At 66.6% G+C, this 17,154-nt stretch carries 17 protein-coding genes; 6 read left to right on the top strand and 11 right to left on the bottom strand.

The window, feature by feature from the left end; genetic code table 11:
- Positions 1-16 precede the first annotated feature (16 nt).
- Both OO015_RS12380 and OO015_RS12375 read left to right on the top strand, forming a co-directional pair.
- Entirely contained in the window at positions 17-895 is an 879-nt protein-coding gene (locus OO015_RS12380) for a hypothetical protein (RefSeq protein ID WP_265941579.1), read from the top strand.
- 2 nt (positions 896-897) lie between these two features.
- Complete coding sequence (locus OO015_RS12375) at positions 898-1,335, top strand: hypothetical protein (RefSeq protein WP_265941578.1); 438 nt, start codon at positions 898-900, stop codon at positions 1,333-1,335.
- Positions 1,336-1,724: 389 nt separating this feature from the next.
- Here the strand turns inward: OO015_RS12375 and OO015_RS12370 are convergent, their stop codons facing one another.
- From OO015_RS12370 to OO015_RS12325, 10 genes are all read right to left on the bottom strand, one after another.
- The gene (locus OO015_RS12370; protein ID WP_265941577.1) at positions 1,725-2,192 is read right to left on the bottom strand and encodes a helicase-related protein; all 468 of its coding nucleotides are present in this window, start codon (positions 2,190-2,192) and stop codon (positions 1,725-1,727) included.
- A complete protein-coding gene (locus tag OO015_RS12365) occupies positions 2,089-4,452 on the bottom strand; it encodes an SNF2-related protein (protein WP_265941576.1) in 2,364 nt (787 codons plus the stop codon). Before OO015_RS12365 ends, OO015_RS12370 begins: the two co-directional genes overlap by 104 nt.
- Positions 4,453-4,464: 12 nt before the next feature.
- On the bottom strand, positions 4,465-5,382 hold the full coding sequence (locus tag OO015_RS12360) for a hypothetical protein (RefSeq protein ID WP_265941575.1): 918 nt from the start codon (positions 5,380-5,382) through the stop codon (positions 4,465-4,467).
- Positions 5,313-7,403 (bottom strand): DUF1156 domain-containing protein, encoded by a 2,091-nt coding sequence (locus tag OO015_RS12355; RefSeq protein ID WP_265941574.1) that lies wholly within the window; start codon positions 7,401-7,403, stop codon positions 5,313-5,315. The genes OO015_RS12360 and OO015_RS12355 overlap by 70 nt, the downstream gene beginning before the upstream one ends.
- Positions 7,404-7,421: 18 nt before the next feature.
- Entirely contained in the window at positions 7,422-8,045 is a 624-nt protein-coding gene (locus OO015_RS12350) for a DUF3780 domain-containing protein (protein ID WP_265941573.1), read from the bottom strand.
- Positions 8,042-8,281, bottom strand: coding sequence for a hypothetical protein (locus OO015_RS12345; protein WP_265941572.1), 240 nt, complete (start codon positions 8,279-8,281; stop codon positions 8,042-8,044). Before OO015_RS12345 ends, OO015_RS12350 begins: the two co-directional genes overlap by 4 nt.
- The gene (locus OO015_RS12340; protein ID WP_265941571.1) at positions 8,230-8,643 is read right to left on the bottom strand and encodes an FN3 associated domain-containing protein; all 414 of its coding nucleotides are present in this window, start codon (positions 8,641-8,643) and stop codon (positions 8,230-8,232) included. The genes OO015_RS12345 and OO015_RS12340 overlap by 52 nt, the downstream gene beginning before the upstream one ends.
- A gap of 120 nt (positions 8,644-8,763) precedes the next feature.
- The gene (locus OO015_RS12335) at positions 8,764-10,086 is read right to left on the bottom strand and encodes a hypothetical protein (protein ID WP_265941570.1); all 1,323 of its coding nucleotides are present in this window, start codon (positions 10,084-10,086) and stop codon (positions 8,764-8,766) included.
- Positions 10,087-10,094: 8 nt separating this feature from the next.
- Positions 10,095-10,685, bottom strand: coding sequence for a DUF499 domain-containing protein (locus OO015_RS12330; RefSeq protein ID WP_265941569.1), 591 nt, complete (start codon positions 10,683-10,685; stop codon positions 10,095-10,097).
- 14 nt (positions 10,686-10,699) lie between these two features.
- The gene (locus tag OO015_RS12325) at positions 10,700-11,110 is read right to left on the bottom strand and encodes a hypothetical protein (protein WP_265941568.1); all 411 of its coding nucleotides are present in this window, start codon (positions 11,108-11,110) and stop codon (positions 10,700-10,702) included.
- Between the two features lie 452 nt (positions 11,111-11,562).
- Between OO015_RS12325 and OO015_RS12320 the strand changes: the two genes are divergently transcribed.
- Together OO015_RS12320 and OO015_RS12315 are read left to right on the top strand one after the other, a co-directional pair.
- Positions 11,563-11,985: a hypothetical protein gene (locus tag OO015_RS12320; RefSeq protein WP_265941567.1), complete on the top strand. Its 423-nt coding sequence runs from the start codon at positions 11,563-11,565 to the stop codon at positions 11,983-11,985.
- A 24-nt stretch (positions 11,986-12,009) separates the two neighbouring features.
- Positions 12,010-12,933 carry a hypothetical protein gene (locus OO015_RS12315; RefSeq protein ID WP_265941566.1) on the top strand — a complete coding sequence of 308 codons (924 nt, stop codon included), beginning with the start codon at positions 12,010-12,012 and terminating at the stop codon, positions 12,931-12,933.
- A gap of 123 nt (positions 12,934-13,056) precedes the next feature.
- Here the strand turns inward: OO015_RS12315 and OO015_RS12310 are convergent, their stop codons facing one another.
- Positions 13,057-14,730, bottom strand: a complete 1,674-nt coding sequence (locus tag OO015_RS12310) for an FAD-dependent thymidylate synthase (RefSeq protein ID WP_265941565.1) — start codon at positions 14,728-14,730, stop codon at positions 13,057-13,059.
- Positions 14,731-15,775: 1,045 nt separating this feature from the next.
- On the opposite strand from OO015_RS12310, the gene OO015_RS12305 reads away from it, so the two are divergent.
- Both OO015_RS12305 and OO015_RS12300 read left to right on the top strand, forming a co-directional pair.
- Positions 15,776-16,675: a KaiC domain-containing protein gene (locus tag OO015_RS12305; protein WP_265941564.1), complete on the top strand. Its 900-nt coding sequence runs from the start codon at positions 15,776-15,778 to the stop codon at positions 16,673-16,675.
- Positions 16,672-17,055 (top strand): regulator, encoded by a 384-nt coding sequence (locus OO015_RS12300; RefSeq protein WP_265941563.1) that lies wholly within the window; start codon positions 16,672-16,674, stop codon positions 17,053-17,055. The genes OO015_RS12305 and OO015_RS12300 overlap by 4 nt, the downstream gene beginning before the upstream one ends.
- Positions 17,056-17,154 lie beyond the last annotated feature (99 nt).

The following is a 17,154-nucleotide window of genomic DNA, read 5'->3' as shown; positions in this document are numbered from 1 at the left end:
CGGCGGGAGGAGCACCGTGGCAGACCGGTTGACGACCGTGTTCCTCCCCCTCCTGCTCGCCGCGCTGCTCGTGCCCCTCGTCTCCTTCACCCGGTTCGGTCCGGCGGCAGCGGTGGGGTTCCGCTCCTTCGCCGACTACGGACTGCGGACGGTCCAGCTGAGCGACCCGTTGCCGAGCCAGCTCGAGCTCTTCCCGCTCGACTTGCCGCCGACGCCCGGTCCGGTCGTCACGCTCTTCCTCCACCTCCGCGTCGAACTCGATCCAGCTGGCCCACCCGGCACGCTCTCGGTGTGGGACCAGCGCGCCGGCGGCAGCGCGCTCTTGTTGCGGGTCCGCTGGTCACCCGAGCCGACCGGCGGCATCCTCGAGTGGGACACGCTCGACCTCTTCGCTGGCCCACGACAGGGTTTCGTCCTCGGTCCTGCGGTCGAACTCGTCCTGGCCAACATCGTCCCGGACGGTTGGCGCCAACCCGGGACTGCTCCTTTGACGCTGCACTTCGAGCGTGAAGGACCGGTCCGCGTCCGCAGCGTGCTCGTCTACCCCGACTCGGGCATCGAGATCGCCCGGCGCGGTCTCCCCTCCCTCTGGGTGTCGGTCGCCGCACCACGGGACCCGCCTCCGGTCGGCGCGCCGTTCGAGCTGCGCGTGCACCTGGCACCGCGCGGGCGCACACCACCGCGCCGGGCCCGGCTCGAACTCCTCCCGTCACCGTGCGTGCGGAGCGCCAGCGGTGCGTCGTCGCTCGCCTGGTCGGATCTCACCCAGGCGACCACCGTGCGGCTGCAGCTCGAGCGGCTCACGGCGGAACCCTGCTCGTTCCAACTCGGCTGGGGCACGGAAAGCAGTAGCGGGACCATCACCGTCCAACTCGGCCGTGCCGAGGAGTCCTGACGATGCGGAAGGTGTCCGCTGCGTCGCTCCGCTTCCTCGTCCTGTATCTCCTCGTCCTGCTGCTCCTCCTCTGGGCGGCCAGCCAGCTGGTCTGGTTCGGCTACCTGCTGGCCGACCCACCCATGGCCTATCTCCCCGACACACCGCTCGGGCGCCTGGAATGCGCGACGTGGCTGCTCGCGAGTGCCCTGGCGACGCTCGCGGTCGCCATCCTCCTCGCGACCGCCACCTCCGTCCCCTGGCATCTCGTGAGCCTGATCGCCGTCGCGGCGTGGCTGGCGCTCCCGCTCCGCTCGGCCTGGGGCGCCTGGCCGGCGATCGGCACGTTCACCTTCGAGCCGTTCACCGACCCGCTCGCCCTCCCCATACCGGTCGTGCGCGGCTGGTTCGCCCTCGCGCTGCTCGCACTCGGGGCGGGACTGGTCGGACGCGGTCGGTAGGAGACGCCGAGGGGCTGGGCGATCGGCAGGCTTCCCGCCCCGCCCGCTGCCTCGGCAGCGCCCGTCGCCTGGCGTCGTTCGCGAGGACAGCGAGGCGACCGCGCCTCTTTGGCTACAGCACCCGCCGCTCCCGGAGCGTAGCGGGGCTCTTCATCGAGCAGCGTGGTCGCCGCCGCACCAGCATCGCCCCACCCGTCGCTCCCCAGGGGTGCGCTGCCTGAGACGAGCGTCTGCGGCATGGTACGAAGGGAGGTTTGGATCCGCGACGCTGACGCCACTCTGCTGTAGCGCTTGCGTTTGCGGCGCGATACGGGGCGGGAGTTCTCCGTGGTGGCGCCCCTGCGCTCCACCCCACAGTGCAGGGAGATACCTCGAACGATGCAGAAGCCTCAGCGCGTCGCTTGTTCGACGCGCTCTTCACTGCCAGCCCTGACGCAGCAACTCCAGCTGGCTCTCTCGCTCCAGCACGGCTGCACAAGTCTCCCACGAAACGGGCGTGATCTGATGGTAGCGAAGCGCGAAGGGATGCTTCCGGGGTACGGCATCGATGAGGTGCCGAGCCTTCTCTTCCTCGTGCAGGGCGACCGCGATCCATACATCTTCCAGTGTCTCGGGAGCTGACCGAACATATCGTGAATCGCACGGAACCGGTCCGAGAGAAGCTGGTGCACCCGATCCTCCACCGATCCCCGATAGCGCAGGTTGGCGAGAAAAACGACCGCCCGAGGCTGACCGATCCGCTGGATTCGCCCCTTACGCTGCTCGAGACGGGTCGGATTCCACGGCAGATCCACATTGATGAGTGTCCCGAGTCGCTGCAGATTGAGCCCTTCCGAGGCAGCGTCCGTCCCGACCAAAATGCGCAATTCCCCCGCTGCACACGCTCCTTGAGTACATCCCGGCCAACGCGCGTCGCAGTTCCCCTTGGAAGAGCTGCGACTTGCCCGAGCCAGCATACAGGCCGATCTCCTCCTCGGGAAGCTGCTCGGAGAGGCGTCGCGCTAGCCACTGCGCCGAGTCATAATATTGACTGAAGACGATACAGCCGAGAGACCGCCACGGTCCGGTATCGTCGACACCGTGGCAGAGCAAATCGGTGACCGCTTGCAACTTTGGGTCTTCCTCCCTCGCCGCTTCCAGCAACCGGAGAAAGCGCTCGAGCAAGTCCCGCTCCCGTTCGGTGAGGGGATAGAGGAGCGAGGGGCGTTCCTCCTCCTCATCTTCATCGGCCTGCTCACCTCCTTCGAGGAGTCGCAGTGCGGTCAACCTCCCCGCCTCGATCGTGCTCCCCACCCGGCGCAGGAGGAGCGTCTTGAGAAAACCCGAATTGAGCCCAGGGCGCGATGCCACTTCCTGACAAAATTCTTCAGCAGTCTTGTAGGCATCCTTGAGAATCGGCGGCAACAAGAGCGCATCGTGCTCGCCTTCACCGAACAGGCGGACCCGTACCGGCGTGAGATAGGGCTCACCCGTCTCGGGGTCGATGGTCTGCTCCAAGAACTCGCGCGTTCGCCGGACAATATGTCGAACGAAGGGATTGTGGTTCCGGAAGAACTCGCGGCCGAGACGCTCGAGCTGGTGCTGCGCTGGTGGAGCGAGACGATCGAACGCTTCCGGCGGTGCCCAGCTTTCCGTCTCGTTCATCCCGAGTGACCGGCGGAGGATAGCGAAGACTGGTCCCTCGCTCGCCGGCGGCAACGGATCGCGGACCCACTCCCAGACTTCCCGCACGTCGTCCGGCGGACTCGCCCGGTCGAGCACGTAGTCCAGCCCCTCACGCGGGCGAGTGAGCCATCGACTGTACCGGCTTCCGAGGACGGTCTCGTTACCGCGATTGAGTGCTTCCAGCAAATCCCAGGCCTCGATCGGGTCGAGTTGCACGGGTGTCGCCGTCGCGAGGAGCAGGCTCCGCGTCCGCTCGGCCACACGCTGCAGGAAGCGGAGCAAGTTATTCGGATCGGCCTTCTCGTTGCGATGCGATGGACCGAGGTTTCGGCGTCGCGCCCGGTGTGCCTCGTCGAGGATCACACACTCGTAGCGGAGGCTAGCCAGGATCTCGGCAGCCTCATCGGACTGCGTGATGAGCCCAGCCGAGACGATTCCCACCTTTCGTGGGCAGCGGCGCAGTCCCTCTAGCCCATTCGCCGGATAGTCCACGCCGTTCTCGTCGGTCCAACCCCGGCCTGTCCACACCGCCGAGGGCACCGCGAGCAAGTCCCACAGTTCGTCTTGCCACTGCCAGAGGAGGGGCTTGGGGACGAGCACCAGGACATTCCCACCACCCCAGAGGGCCATCAATTTGGCCGCGAGCCCGAGCTGGACCGTCTTGCCGAGCCCAACCTCGTCCGCCAGGAGGAGCCGGGCCCCACGCTGGCGATGCAGGTCGAACGCGAGCTTGACGAAGTACTTCTGGTGCGCCCACAAGCCGGTTCCCTGGCGAGCGACCGGCAGCTCCACCACTGCAGCAGCCGGCTCCGCTCGGTACTGCTCACGCCACTCGGCGATACTCGGTACCACGATCCGGCGCGTCAGGCGCTCGATATCCCGAACCACGGCATCAGCCAGATCGACGGCACCAGCGTGGTGCCAGAGCGCCTCGAACTCCTCTATCGTCCAGGAGACACCGGCTTCCGAGTCGTCAGCCCAGAGGAGTTCGTAGTTGACCTCCCACGCTTCCCGTGACTCGTTGACGCTTCCCAGAAACGCGATCCGCGAGCCATCGGCTCGCGTGATCACGCCGGCCTTCCCGTGGATGAGACCGAAATAGGCATCGGGCAAGACGCGCACCTGGAGTTGACCGCTCGCCAGAAACGTGTAGAGGCGACGGAGCCGCTCCTTCAACCGGGGTGGGAGGTACTCCGGAAGCGACCGGCACCACTCGGCGTACATCGCGGCCTTCGCCGCCCGTGCCGTCGCGACGTCCAGCGGCTGCAACGCGGAGTTGGCGACGACACGCACCCGCGCACCGGGTGCCATCCGCTCCAGCGGCTCTCCAGCGACCTCGAGGATCGAGGAACTGAAGAAACCAGCGATCCGATCGTATGCCAGTGCACCGTCCAGGGCCTCGGTGAGAAAGGCACGGAGCGGTGCGCGTCGGGAGGAATAGCGCAACAGCACCGGCAGCCTCCGTTAGAGGGTATCCGCTTCCACGACAGCCCGTAGCCGTCGCGCCGCCTGCACGTCGGGCTGCCAGTGCGCCAGGCCCATCGGTTTGGTACCGAGATACTGCAGGAGCGCGACGATCGTCTGCCGCGCCTGCCAGTAGTCGGGCACCTCCTGCCGGAGGTACTGGCGCGCTGGACGCGGGTCCTGTTCGGGGTCGCTCGCCGTCCGGTAGATCGCGAACAGCACATGGCGGAGGAGCGTCCCACCGAACCCGCTCTGCCCGATCGGGCGCAGCTCACGGTTGGCGAACTCCGACGGTGTCTTGAGACGCGCGCGGTTGGCAGACCGGCTCGCGAGCAGCGAACGGAACTCCCGCGCGCCGTAGGTCCGGGCGAACTCCTGGTAGACCCCTTCGCGTGCCTCGCCGTGGGCTTCGATCTCGATCCCCTTGAGGTACAGCCTCTCCTCCGGGCCGAGTTGCCGCCAGACGGTCCGCTCGAGTCCATCGGGCACCAGGTAGTCGGTCGCGATCCGTACGGCCTGCTCGATGATCCGGCCGATCGGTGTGACCTCGCCCGGGCTCCGGGGACGCCGCAACTCGCGCTCGACGTCGATATCAGCGATCGCGCTGTAGCTCGTCAGGACGCGCAGGGCAGCCGCGTAGGCGGCGAGCTGGTAGTCGGCGTCGCCGAAGTTCGGGTCCTCCTTCGGGTCGAGCGCGAGCATCGTCTCCAGCTGGCGCTCGACCTCGGCTCGAATCTCCGGGTACAGGTCGACCAGTTCCCCACGGCGGTCGCCCTGACGCTTCCGCAGGACGAGGAGCACCGTCCCCTGGACGTAGTTGCCGGAGCGGATCCCGCTCGTGGTCTCGGTCAGCACCGTCCAGGCGGCAGTGACCTGGAGGCCCGCTGCCCACAGCACGAGGGTGAGGTCGACCCACATCTCCGGATCCTGGTGGACGAACAGGACCACCTGGTAGCCGTCGTCCGGCATGCGGCGCGCCAGGTTCCGGTAGCACTCCGCGAGCGCCAGGCGGAACGTCTCCCCTCGCCCTTCACCGCGAGCGCTCGCTTGCTCTCGGCGTACCAGCCGGGGAAGAGCTGGGGAAGCCGCTTCTCGTACCAGGCCAGGAAGAACTCGGAGAGTTCGTGGTAGTTTACGTTGTCGCCATACCCGGGATCGGTGATCCAGAGATCGGCCTCCCAGTCCACGGCGCGCGCATCGATAGGCTCAACTTTCCAGCTTCCTTGCACCGTTGATGCATTGATGTTTATACAGAATGTTGTAGATAATGATGACAGTGCCCGTGTCCCATAATTGACGGGAACATTTAGAGCTTGATTATAAAAGGTATTTTTGACGCCCTCTTGACTTGGTTCCCATAGAGATAAACGACTATTCCAGTCTGCTACCCTTCCGAGCATCAAGAGGAGCGCTGCCGCCTCCAGCCCGGCTTCCTGGGCCGCGCGCTCGGCCAAGAGGCCGTGCAGCAAGAGCTGCCGGGGGTTGAACAGGTGGTGCCAGTGCGTCCAGCCACGCGTCCGGATCGGTTCCTCGGTCTTGTCTCCTGGTTCGATTCGGGCGCTCGGCAGGTAGCCCTTGTCCTGCCACTCGGCGAAGCGCGCGCGCAAGAGTTCCAGCACCCGCTGCTCCCGGGCCAGGTCGGCCGCGGTCGGCGCCCGGTAGAACCGTTCGCCCGTCTCGGGATCGATCCAGCGGATGCAGTAGAGTCGCTCCTGGAAGACGTCGTCCGGACGCGGTACCAGGTCGTCGTTCTCCCACGGCCGCAGGCCGGTCCGGCCGCGGAGTTGCTCGGCGCTCGTCACCTGCCGCTGGGCCGGCGGCAGCCAGTTCCCGTCACGGTCGACCGGACAGCGCACGCCGCTGGCCCAGGTTCCGTCCTCCTCGGCCCGGCGGAGTTCGGCCTCGCTCACTCCTTCGTGGATCTCGATGGCGAACCGCTTGGTTGCCGGATCGGGCACCAGTTTCGCCACCACCCGCCGCTTCTTCGAGATCACCCAGGTCGGCGCCAGCGGTACCCACCAGCCGGTCAGCGGGTCGCGCACCTCATGGCAGTACAGGTAGGCATCGGCGACCCAGCCCTCCTCGTTCCGCTCGATCCCCCAGGCCTCGACCTGCCGCCGCACGTCCTCGAAGACGCGGCGCTGGGCCGCCGTGACGCGCTCGACGACCTCCGGCCCGCCGCCGGTGAGCGCCAGCGCGCCCCAGGTGAGCAGCACCGCGACCGGGTTCAAGTCCGAGGCGTAGGCCTCGCAGCCGAGCCGGGCCGCCTCGAACGGGATGCTGCCGCCACCGCAGAAGGCATCACCGACCCGCGGCACGTGCCCGAAGCGTCGTGCACCCAGCTGGCGGACGAGGTCGGGCAGGCTCCGCGCGGTCGTGCCCAGGTGCCGGTTGATCCGCTCCCAGGCTGCCTCGCTCGGCCCATCGATCTCCTCCGGCCGGAGACAGAAGCGCAGGCGGTCGTCGTAGCCCATGCGGAGGAAGGCCCGCCGCTTGAGGTGCTGGCGGTCGGCCGCCGAGAGCCCGGGCCGCCAGCTCAGCTTCCCGTTCTCGCTCACGAAGTACTCGGCGCGCTCGCGCGGGGTACAGAACGGAGCGAGGTCGGCAGGGCTCGCTTGACCGGTGAACCGGCGGAGCATCCCGTCGTCGTCCATCGTCAGTGCGGCGAGGAAGGCCTCGCGGTCAGCGGCTGGATCGTCCGTGGCCGGCATCAGCAGTCCGAGCAGGATGGCCCGCACCAGGACGAGCGGCTTGCGCCCCCACCACTTGCCGAGTGCCGTAAGCGTCTGGCCAACAACAGCCTTGCGCTCCTTGTAACACTCCTTGGAGAGCTTGCTGACCGGAAACTGCACTTCGATGAACGCAGGCGCATCGCCCTGGGCTCGCACCGTCTCGGTTGCCGGGTGTGGAGCAGCGTTCGGTCCTTCCCTTGCTTGCATCCGTCCCCTCCTCAGCCGTCACGATTCACCGAGCGGCAGGCGCGGCTGTTCGGGGCGCCGCCGCTCCCGGCGACTCCGGCGCTCCTGCGCCTCGAGCAGCGGTGCCAGCTCGCGCAGCGCCGAGGACGGCGTCCCCTCGGTCGGGTTTTCGGCGAGTGCGATCCGGATCGCCTTGCGCCAGCCGCGGTCTTTCCCGTGCTCCGGGTGCCCGGCCGTCGCGTTGATCGTCGTGTAGAGCCACCAGCGCTCCTCCGGGGCGAAGCCCCGCCAGTTCACGATGACATTGGGGATGAGCGACGGGTCGACGTCCTCGACCGCCCACATCAACAGGGCCAGCTCTTTCCCGAAGTGCGGTGCGAGCAGCGTCCGCGCCTTCCAGGTAGCCGGGCGCAGTCCAGCTCGCCGGAGACGAGCATTGAACTCATCGGCCACCGCAGCCGCGATCCGCGACCAGCGATAGCGGTCCAGATGCACCTTCGGTTCCGGAGCAGGGAGCAACTTCTCGTCGTCCCCCGGTTCCGTGCCGTTCCAGGCAAACCATTCGACGAGGGTCACGAACTGGCCATCGTCGCTCAGCTCGAAGTGATGACCGCCCTGGCTCGGATCGAAGCCGAAATCGTAGATCTGTCGTCGGCGCGTCACTGCTGGACCTCCTCCGGCCGGAGCTCGGTCCGTAAGTCGGCGACGAGATCGAGCAGCTGTTGTCCCGTCTCGGTCCAGACCTGCTCGGCATCCAGCGTGACCAGCCCGCTCGGGACATACTGGCGCAACGCTTCCAACATCTCCCGTATCTGGGACGCGGTGAACTCGGTCTGCGGGTCAGCGCTCAGCTGGACCCAGCGCTGTTCCCGGGCAACGATCGCAGTGATACCGCGCAAGCGCGCCCCGTGCCGCTCGATCGACTCGAGGAAGCGATAGGTGTCCCCGTGTCGTCCAGCTTGTGACGACGCCGCCAGAGCGCTGGCTTGCGCGGATCGACGGTCGGTCCAATCGGGTCGATCGGCACATCGATCTGGAGGACAGGAGACCGCAGCCCGTCGGCGACGGCTTGCGCCAGGATCGTCCGTGTCTTCGACGGGACCGGAAACGGCCCCTCATAGCGGATCCCACTGCGTTCAGGGCTGGAACCGTCGAGCGTGTACCGGATCTCCCCTTCGGGGATAGCGCGGAGTTCGCACATCCGCTGCTCACCCTGCTGGTAGAAGCGATACTTGACCTCCAGGTCGTTCGTCCAGCACACCGGCTCGCCGGTCTCGTGCTCCCTCGCGAGTCGACGGCGAGGAACCAGATGCGCAACGCTCGGGTCGTGAGCTGGTTACCCTCGAGCTTCGCCGATTGCGTGGTGGGAGGGCCGTCGAAACTATAGTAGATCGTGTCTCCGTGCAAGGGTTGGATGCGGAGGTTGGCTTCGCCGGTGTTGTGGTCGCGGAAGAGACGTTGGACCTGTACCGACGTTTTCGGCTTCGGGAATGGCCCGCGCTGGATGTACCCCCGCCGATATCGCGCCAGATGTCTCGCTGGACGAGCGCGTCCTTGAGGTGGTCGAGCGCCCGCGGGTGATGGAGCACCCAGCCGGCGTCAGTTGCCGCTCGCCGCTTGATTTCCGACCAGAGCACTTCCTTTGCCCCTCCGGCCACAGGCGGCTCTCGAGGAGCTGCCGGAACCCCACCGAGTCCGGGCCAGTGTCCTCACGGAACTTTCCGACCGCCTTGAGGGCTTCCACGATTTGCTGTTCTCCCTCGTAACGGTTCGCGACGTACCGCGGGTCGAGCTCGACCTGAACGAGCCCGGTCCGGTACGGGTAGTAGAGGATCTGAAAGGTTTCGCGGCAAGCCAGGTAGAACGCGCTCTCCTCGCGCTCGGCGATCTTGCGCGCCTCGATGAACTGCGGATCGGTCTCCGGAAGGTTCTGCTGCTTGAACTCCTGCAGGATCTGCCGGATGGCGCGGAGATAAGCCGCGCGCTCGATCACGCGCTCGTAACCGGAGGGCGTTCCCGTGAGGAAGAGGACGCGGTTCTTGTATTGCTGGTTTTCCCACCAGCGTCGTACCTCGTCCAGAGCTGTCGGCAGTGGTCGGAAGACGATCAACGTCACCCGTTCCGGGCTCAGCTGAATCTGATCGAGCGCTGGCAACGGTTCCACGACCTGATAACAGTTGCCGACCTTCGGCGCGAACATCTCGCGGAGGCGGTCCCGGAGCTCGAGTTCGCGTTCGTCGCGTAGCCCGCTCGCGTAACTTTCGAGTTTCGCGTTCAGGTTCTCGACGTTCTTGAAGAGCAGCTTCCCAGCTGCCGTCGGGTGGAGATACCAGGCACGCTGCTGGAGACGATCCAGAGCCTCTCGCACCTGCGTAAGGTCACGGCCCGGTTCGGCCAGATAGCCGAAGATCTCCGACCGATCTAACCCGAGGACTGGATTGACCGCCAGCGACAACGAGGAGAGGAAGATCAACGTTGCCGCATCGCGAGCACTGCTCCCACCGAGTTCAGCGTCGATCTGTTGGGCAACCGCGCCACCCCGCTCATCGACAATGTCGTGGGCGATCGCGTTCTCGAGTGCGGCATTGATCTGCCGGATCTCACTGATCATGTCCGAGCGGCTGAGGTCGACGTCATGAGCCCCGATCAGAAACTTGTACCGCGCGGCGCCCGCCGACCACAACTGCGCGACGACAATCCGCATGATGCGAATCAGCGCGCGTGTTTGCTGAAAGCCCGGGTTCTCGCGAAAGCGGGCGAAAGGTCGCGGATCCCCGGATGGAAGGGGTACGAAGACAGGATCTCGCTCCGCACGGCGTGTGGCGGGAACGCCGTCAAGTCGAGCACGCGCGCCTGCTCCAGTGCCTGGGCGTAGGCGTCTGCCACCTCGCTGATCTCCGCATCCGCGGGAAGTGCCTTGAAGAGTCGTTGCCTCAGGATCGCGTACAACTCGGCCGTGTTCAAGCGAACGGGATCGATCCGCGTTGCGGTGCGGTTCGCTTCCAGCTCCAGATTGCGGAGCGCCTCCGAGATTGCCGTGCTCCCCGCCTCGTAGGCCTGGGCACGCAGGTCGGTCAGGACGACACAGACGTTCGGGAGTTTCCCGCTCGCGACGGCGACCAGGAGATTGGCGAGAGCGACGGTAGTCAGGTGGTCGAGCGTCGTTTGCCCGACTTGAATCGCTCGCGCAGCCTGGAAATAGGGCGGCAACTCGTCGAGGAGCAGGAGAACCGGATCACCCCGCAAGAGTTCGACCCAGTTTTCCACACCCGGTGCCCGGAGCGGGCTGTAGAAGTCGCGCAACACCTCCCGCCGGTTCAGTCGTTCAGCGATCTCGCCCCAGATACCGTAGGGGTATTCGTCTTCCGTCCGCTGAAGGCAACCACCCGGACCGACCCCAGCGGTCCTGGTCGATAGAAGGAGCCCATGACCGGCTCGCGCCACTTGGGATACTTGGCGAGGAGCCCGAGTGCCAGCAGGTTATGCGTCTTGCCACCACCCATGGACTGCGAGAGCAGGAAGATACCGGAGGCGTTCTCGGTCCGCCCCTCCAGACGCTTGAAGGCCTCGCTGAGCAGTTGCCGCATCCCCTCAGTCACATAGTTCTCAGCGAAGAAGCGCTCCGGGTCGAGTTGGTCCAGCTCGTCGATGTCATGGACCGTGTCACGAACGCTCGGATCGAACACCCATTCACGCGGGATACACAGTTCAGCGAGCGTCTTGGCCATCGTCCGCCCTACCCCACCATCGCTGCAGCCTTGTAGGACACCACAGAACAGGACCTATCGGTAGTAGAGATAGGATAAACCGGATCCGGCACGGGCGCGAGGTCGGAAGGAACCCTGTCCACGCAGCGGGTTTCTGCCGTTCCAGCAGCGCACGTGACTGATCGTTGGCCATTCGGAGCACTACATCCGCACGCAATGTGCCGCCTCAGCTCGTTTCCGATCGAAGCTAGCCCTTCCGTACTAGACACAACAGTGAAGCGGGTTCCCGCTACACAGCTTGCTCGAGCGCGGGGTAGGCGCGCGTGTGGAGCACACGGCAGCAGATCAGCAGCGCACATGTTGGGCGTCTTGTTGACAGTGGCACAGATTATCCGGTAGACTCGGGGAGGGAGTGTACGTACACATTGCAAGGCAACCGGCCATCGCAGACGGTCTCAACGAGGAGGTACCGCATGAACGTTTTCGAATTGGTCGCTGCGTTCATGACTGCCGCCGCGACAACGATCACGGCATTGCGCTACCGGCACGAACGCGCCCTGCAGCGACGGGCATTCGTGCAGGCGAAGCTCGTCGAGTATCCGGAAGTTTCCGGGTTGTCCCGGCGAGGCGACCCCTATCGCATCGAGCTGCACAACGCTGGCAAGGCGAAGGCCGAGAACCTGCGCCTACTCCTGGACGGTCAGGATGTCAAGCCCCTGCAGGTTGTCGGGTCAATGATGATAACTTCGCGTATTCCTGGCGAGCTGGAACCGGGGGCGGAAACGCTCTTGCGATTTTACCTCTTCATGGGAGCCGAGCCACCACGCAGACTTACTGTCCTGTGGGACGACCTTGCAGGCCGAGATCATTCCTTCGACTTGGACCTGCCATTCTGATGATGGGGCGAGGGGCATCCCTTCATGCATTCATCGCTGACGAGCACTACGCACCTAGCCTTCGCCGATAAGGCGCATTGCAATACCGGCCGTTACCGGGCAATCGGGCTCGTCACACTGGGAGCGCAGCACCAGCCAAATATAGAGCGAATGATCCAGAACATTCTCACGAAACACGGGGTTACTAGTGAACTGAAGTCGTCACAAATCGATCGTGGCCAGGATCGCGATGAAGCTCGCGACCTCCTCCGCACGGCTCTCCGCCTGATCGCTCAGGACCAGCTTCGTGTCGATGTGCTGATCTGGGATATCGAGGATTCCCGCCACAAAGTGCCACGACGCGACGATCTCAACAACCTGCAGCGACTGCTGTACCATATCTGCAAGGTCGTCCTGACCCAACGCTGGCCGGCCGAAGCGTGCTGGGCGATCTATCCGGACCAGCAGGACGGGATCGACTGGCAAGCCCTTCACCGCATGCTTCGCCTCGGTATCGCTGGCTGGCATCGGCAGCGGCCAGGGCAACTGCTCGAGCCAGTAACCCTCCTGCGTATCGCCGAGCTCAGACCTGTCTCGTCGGCTGACACGCCGATCTCGATGCTCGCCGACCTCCTCGCTGGACTGGCAACGTTCGCGTACGAGCAGTGGTCGACCTTTCGAGACTGGCGGCAGGAACAGCGGGGGCAGATCAGGCTGCCCTTGGCAACCGAGAGCGATCCAGCCTCACAGATATCGAAGCGAACACTCCTGCGCTTCGCCATTCTGGATGCCGTGCTCGCGGCATGTTCCAGGCACGGCCTGGACGCCGCGCTGGATACCAGCCGAGGACTGCGCACGAAGGATCCGGCATGTCGACTGAACTTCTGGCGCTACACACCCCAAGGTGCCTACGACAGAGCACCGGTGAAACCGAAGCGACAGACAGGAGACGGATCGCATCTGCCCTGAGCTGGACAGCGAACTCCCGTTACTCCACCCCTCACCGATCGCGAGCCAACCGAACCGGAACAGCCGTTGCACACGCGGACACACGATCCGCAACCGTTGGTGTCGGTTTCCCCTCTCGGTTCGCTACAGCACCCGCCGCTCCCGGAGCGTCGCCGGGTCGTAACCGCGCCAGACCGGCACGCCGCAGTAGCGTTCCCCTTCCGGACAGGGCGGGTGCAGTCCAGCCTGGTCGCGCAGGACGCAAGGCGGTTGCGCCACGTAGCGGCCGATCCGCGGCAACACCGCTCGCACCTGCTCGGTCTCCTGCCGGGCCGTCTCCCAGATCTCCCGCTGCGCGTCGAAGCAGAGTCGCTTGACCCACTTCCAGAAGTAGGTGAGGAGCGTGCCCGACTCGTAGAACCGGACGTGGTGCGCATTCGGGAGGAGATAGAGCGCAGACTCCGGCGCCACACCTGCGTCGAGCAACCGGTTCTTCGTCTCCCACAGCACCCGGATCGTCGCCCAGTACTCGTCCAGCGCTGCCGGGACGCGCGCGATGTCCTCCGGCACGATCACGTCCGGCTCCTCGCGCAAGTGGGCCAGGAGGACCGGCCCGGAACTCAACGTGCCGCGATGCCGCTGGTTCTGCGCATCCTCCGCCCCGCTGATCCGCTTCTGGAACGTGAAGGAGACGTGGTTGAGCGTCTGCATCAGCTTGGAGTGCATCGCCAGGTACAGCGGGTGCCCCAGGTAGTGGTTGCGTGCCGGGTCGAGCACCAGCGCGATCGCCGTGTCGTCGTCGAGCTCGCTGCGCGCGCGCCCGAGCACGGTGCGCACCGCGTCAGCCAGCACCCGCTCGGCATCGGGCGTGTAGGCTACGAGTCGCGAATGGTAGGGCCCGAGCGCCGCGTCGAACTCGCGGAAGAACGCCTCGCTGGCCGCGCGCTCCACCGCCTCGCTGAATGCCCGCAACGCCCGGTACTCGAGCGTGTCCTCGAGCGCCAGCACCTGCGGGTCGAGCGGATGCCCCGGCGCACCGAGAAAGTTGGGATCGACCGCCAGCACCTCTTCGACCATCCGGTTGACGACGTAGCGCACCTCGCGCGGGACGTCGAGCTGGTTGGCGAGCGCGTAATAGCGGAGCAGCGTGAGCGCGTTGACGGTGTGGTAGAGGTGCGCTGGGGTGGCCAGCGGCAGGACGTAGCGAGCCACCTCCTGGGCCCGGCGCTGGACCGCCGTCTGGACGCGTTGCTGCACGTCGGGCCGCTGGCTCCGCGCCCGCCCGGGGAAGACGGCCGCGTACCGCGCGGCGATATCGGGGGTCAGGAGTTCCACCAACCGGCGATAGCCGGCCAATGCCCGCTCCACCGCTGCCCGGTACAGTGCAGCCAGCGGTTCGGGAAGGTCCGGCGTCACCATCGTCGCACCGGTCACCTCACGGTAGCGCTGGGAGACTTGTTCCGAGTTGTAGAACGGGTGATGGTGGAAGAACGACCAGATCGCTAGGCGCGAGACGCCGTCGAGCACGAAGACGAAGTGCGCGTGCTGGAAGGTCGTGTGATGCCCGGCCGCGAAGAGGTCCGGGTAGAGCGCTGCCGCCCGCTCTCGGCGGGCAGCACGAGCGGCGTCGCCGTTGCCAGCGAACAGGTCCAGCACCCGCTCGACCGAGGCGGGCCGAGCCCCGTAACACGACCAGGCAGCGGCGATGGTGAGCGCGAAGGGATGTTCCGCCGATTCGCTCCGCACCAGTCGCACCGTCGGTGGCGGTGACCGGAACGGAAACTCGACTGCCAGCGACTCCGCCCACCGCGTCGCCATCGCCGCCCTCCTCCCGCGCTGCTGCTCCGAGTGTACGTCCAGGCTCAGCGTAGCACAGTGTACGTACACCTGCAAGGCGAACGAACGGGACGGACGAGCCGGGCGGTGGCTGGGGAGACACGCCTGGACCTCCACTGTCGAACGGACACCCACGACGACCCAGTGGACGGGGCCGGTTCGGCCGCTGCAGGTGCACGACCGCTGGAGGGGTCGCGCGTGCGTGACCTGGCGGGGCTGAGCGGCACGGGCATCGCTACCGTTCCCCGCGCCTCCGGCGCGGTCGGGCGACGCACGCCTCGCCCCTACCAGGAAACCGCGGTCGAGGCACGCCTCGCCCCTACGAAACCGGGGCGCGTGGCCGTCGGTCGCCCACCGGCCCGCATCGCCCACCGCCACCCCTGTAGGGGTCACGCGTGCGTGACCCAGCCGTTCCACTAGCCTCGGGAAACCGCACCCGTTCCCACACAATCCTGCGTAGACGGACGCGGCACGCGTGTGACTCCTCACCCCCGTCCCCCTCTCCCGCTCGGTTCGGGAGAGGGGGTGCCGCATCAGCGGCGGGGGTGAGGGGTGTCCCACGGGCGACGCACGCCTCGCCCCTACAGGGGAGACGCCGACAGATTGCCGAGCGCCAGCGAGGCGGGGGTGAGGGGTACCCCACGGGCGCGGCACGCTGCGCCCCGACAGGGCCATGCGCGGGCCCTCCACACCACGGCCTCACGACCATCACGCGTGACGGTCTGTCAACGGCCGACCGTACGCCACCCACCCGACACCGCCTGACAGGCGTCGTCCCTGTAGGGGTCAGGCGTGCCTGACCCGCCGGCCCGGAGGGCCGGCAACCGCCCCCGTTCCCGCGCCGTTCGGCGCGGACGGGCGCAGCAGGCCTCGTCCCTGCAGGGAAACGCGGGCAACGCACGCGTCGCCCTTCTCCTCGATTCCCGTCCTCGTCGCTGGCGTTTGCCTGCCCGTGCCGGCCGGATACAATGAGCGCTACTGAGGGAAAACCCGCTACCTGGCAGCGGTACCGGTACAGGGAGGAGCCATGCGCGAGCACGAGCCGCTCGTCGAGGCCGTCGCACCGCTCGCCGAACTCGCCGAGAAGACACCGAAGCTGGAAGGCGTTCCGACCGGTGTACCGGGGCTCGACGAGCTCTTCTTCGTGACCGAGTGGCGGGACGGCAAGCCCGTTCGCCGCTCGCTCGGGGGTATCCCGCGCTACGCCGTCCTGCAGGTCACCGGCGTCTCCGACACCGGCAAGAGCCTCATGGTCGAACAGTTCGCCGTCGAGCGCGCCCGCCACGGCGAACCGTGCGTCTTCGTCACGACCGAAGCACCGGGCCCCTTCGTCGCGCTCAGCCTGCAGCTGCGCGCTCGGGCGATGGGGGTGCCGCTGGATGCCGTCGATCGCGCGGTTATCTTGGTCGACGCAGCCACCCACACCACCCTCGCCCACGACCTGGGAACGCTGCTCAGCACGCTCGCCTACGCCATCCGCACCTACCGGGCACGCGCGGTCGTCATCGACTCGCTGACCGGCTTCTACGAGGCGCGCGAGATGCAGGCACGCGAGATCGTCCGCCCGCTCTATTCGTTCCTCAAGAAGTGGCACCAGACGGCACTCGCCGTCTCCCAGAAGCGGTCCGGGCACGAACTCCTGACCGCGGAGGCGGCCGGCGGCTTCGCGGTCGGGCACATCCTGGACGGCTCGCTCGTCCTGGCCAAGCAACCGGTGCTCACAGCCCAGCAGGCCCGCCTCTACCGGATACCGATCGGCGAGACGGTGCGACTGTTCCGGATCGACGGCTGCCGGATGAGCGGGCACGATACCGCGACCCACCTGCTCGACATCACTCCCGAAGGGCTGGTGCGGATCGGGCCGCGACTCAGCGACCTCGCACGCGGGAAATCATCGACAACGGCCGGAGAGGAGGAAGCGGAATGACACCGATCGAGGTGACACCGCAGCCACCCGATATCGACCAGCGAGCGCTCCGCGTCTTCCTCAAGGCGATCGAGCTCGTGGGAGGTCCCCGCCAGCTCGTCGAGCTGAAGCGCCTCACTTGGCTTCCCAGTCTCATGGAAGCGTCCTACGCTGTCGTCCTCTCGGAGGAGCACCACTGGTCGGCCGACGAGATCGCGCGCTTTCTCGGCGTGTCGACCGCTGCCGTCCGGCACCTGCTCCGCGCGCCGGAGGCTGCGGTGCTCGAGCGCCTGCGCGGTGAGGAGCCGAGCGAGCACAACGTCCATATCGCTGGCGGGCTCGCCAAGCTGGCGCTCGACGCGCTCCGGCGCGAGGAAGAGCGCACCCAACCGGAAGGGTGACGGGAGTCCGCTCGCCGGTACCGTCCTGACCAGCCGGGCGATCGCGGCTCCTGGCCAGCCCAGTGGTGCTGCCCAGGATTCCTATCCGATGAGTACGAC

The sequence above is a fragment of the Thermomicrobium sp. 4228-Ro genome, from assembly GCF_026241205.1.
Lineage (GTDB): Bacteria > Chloroflexota > Chloroflexia > Thermomicrobiales > Thermomicrobiaceae > Thermomicrobium.
The sequence above is the reverse complement of the archived record's forward strand: the minus strand, read 5'-3'. Positions and strand labels throughout refer to the sequence as shown.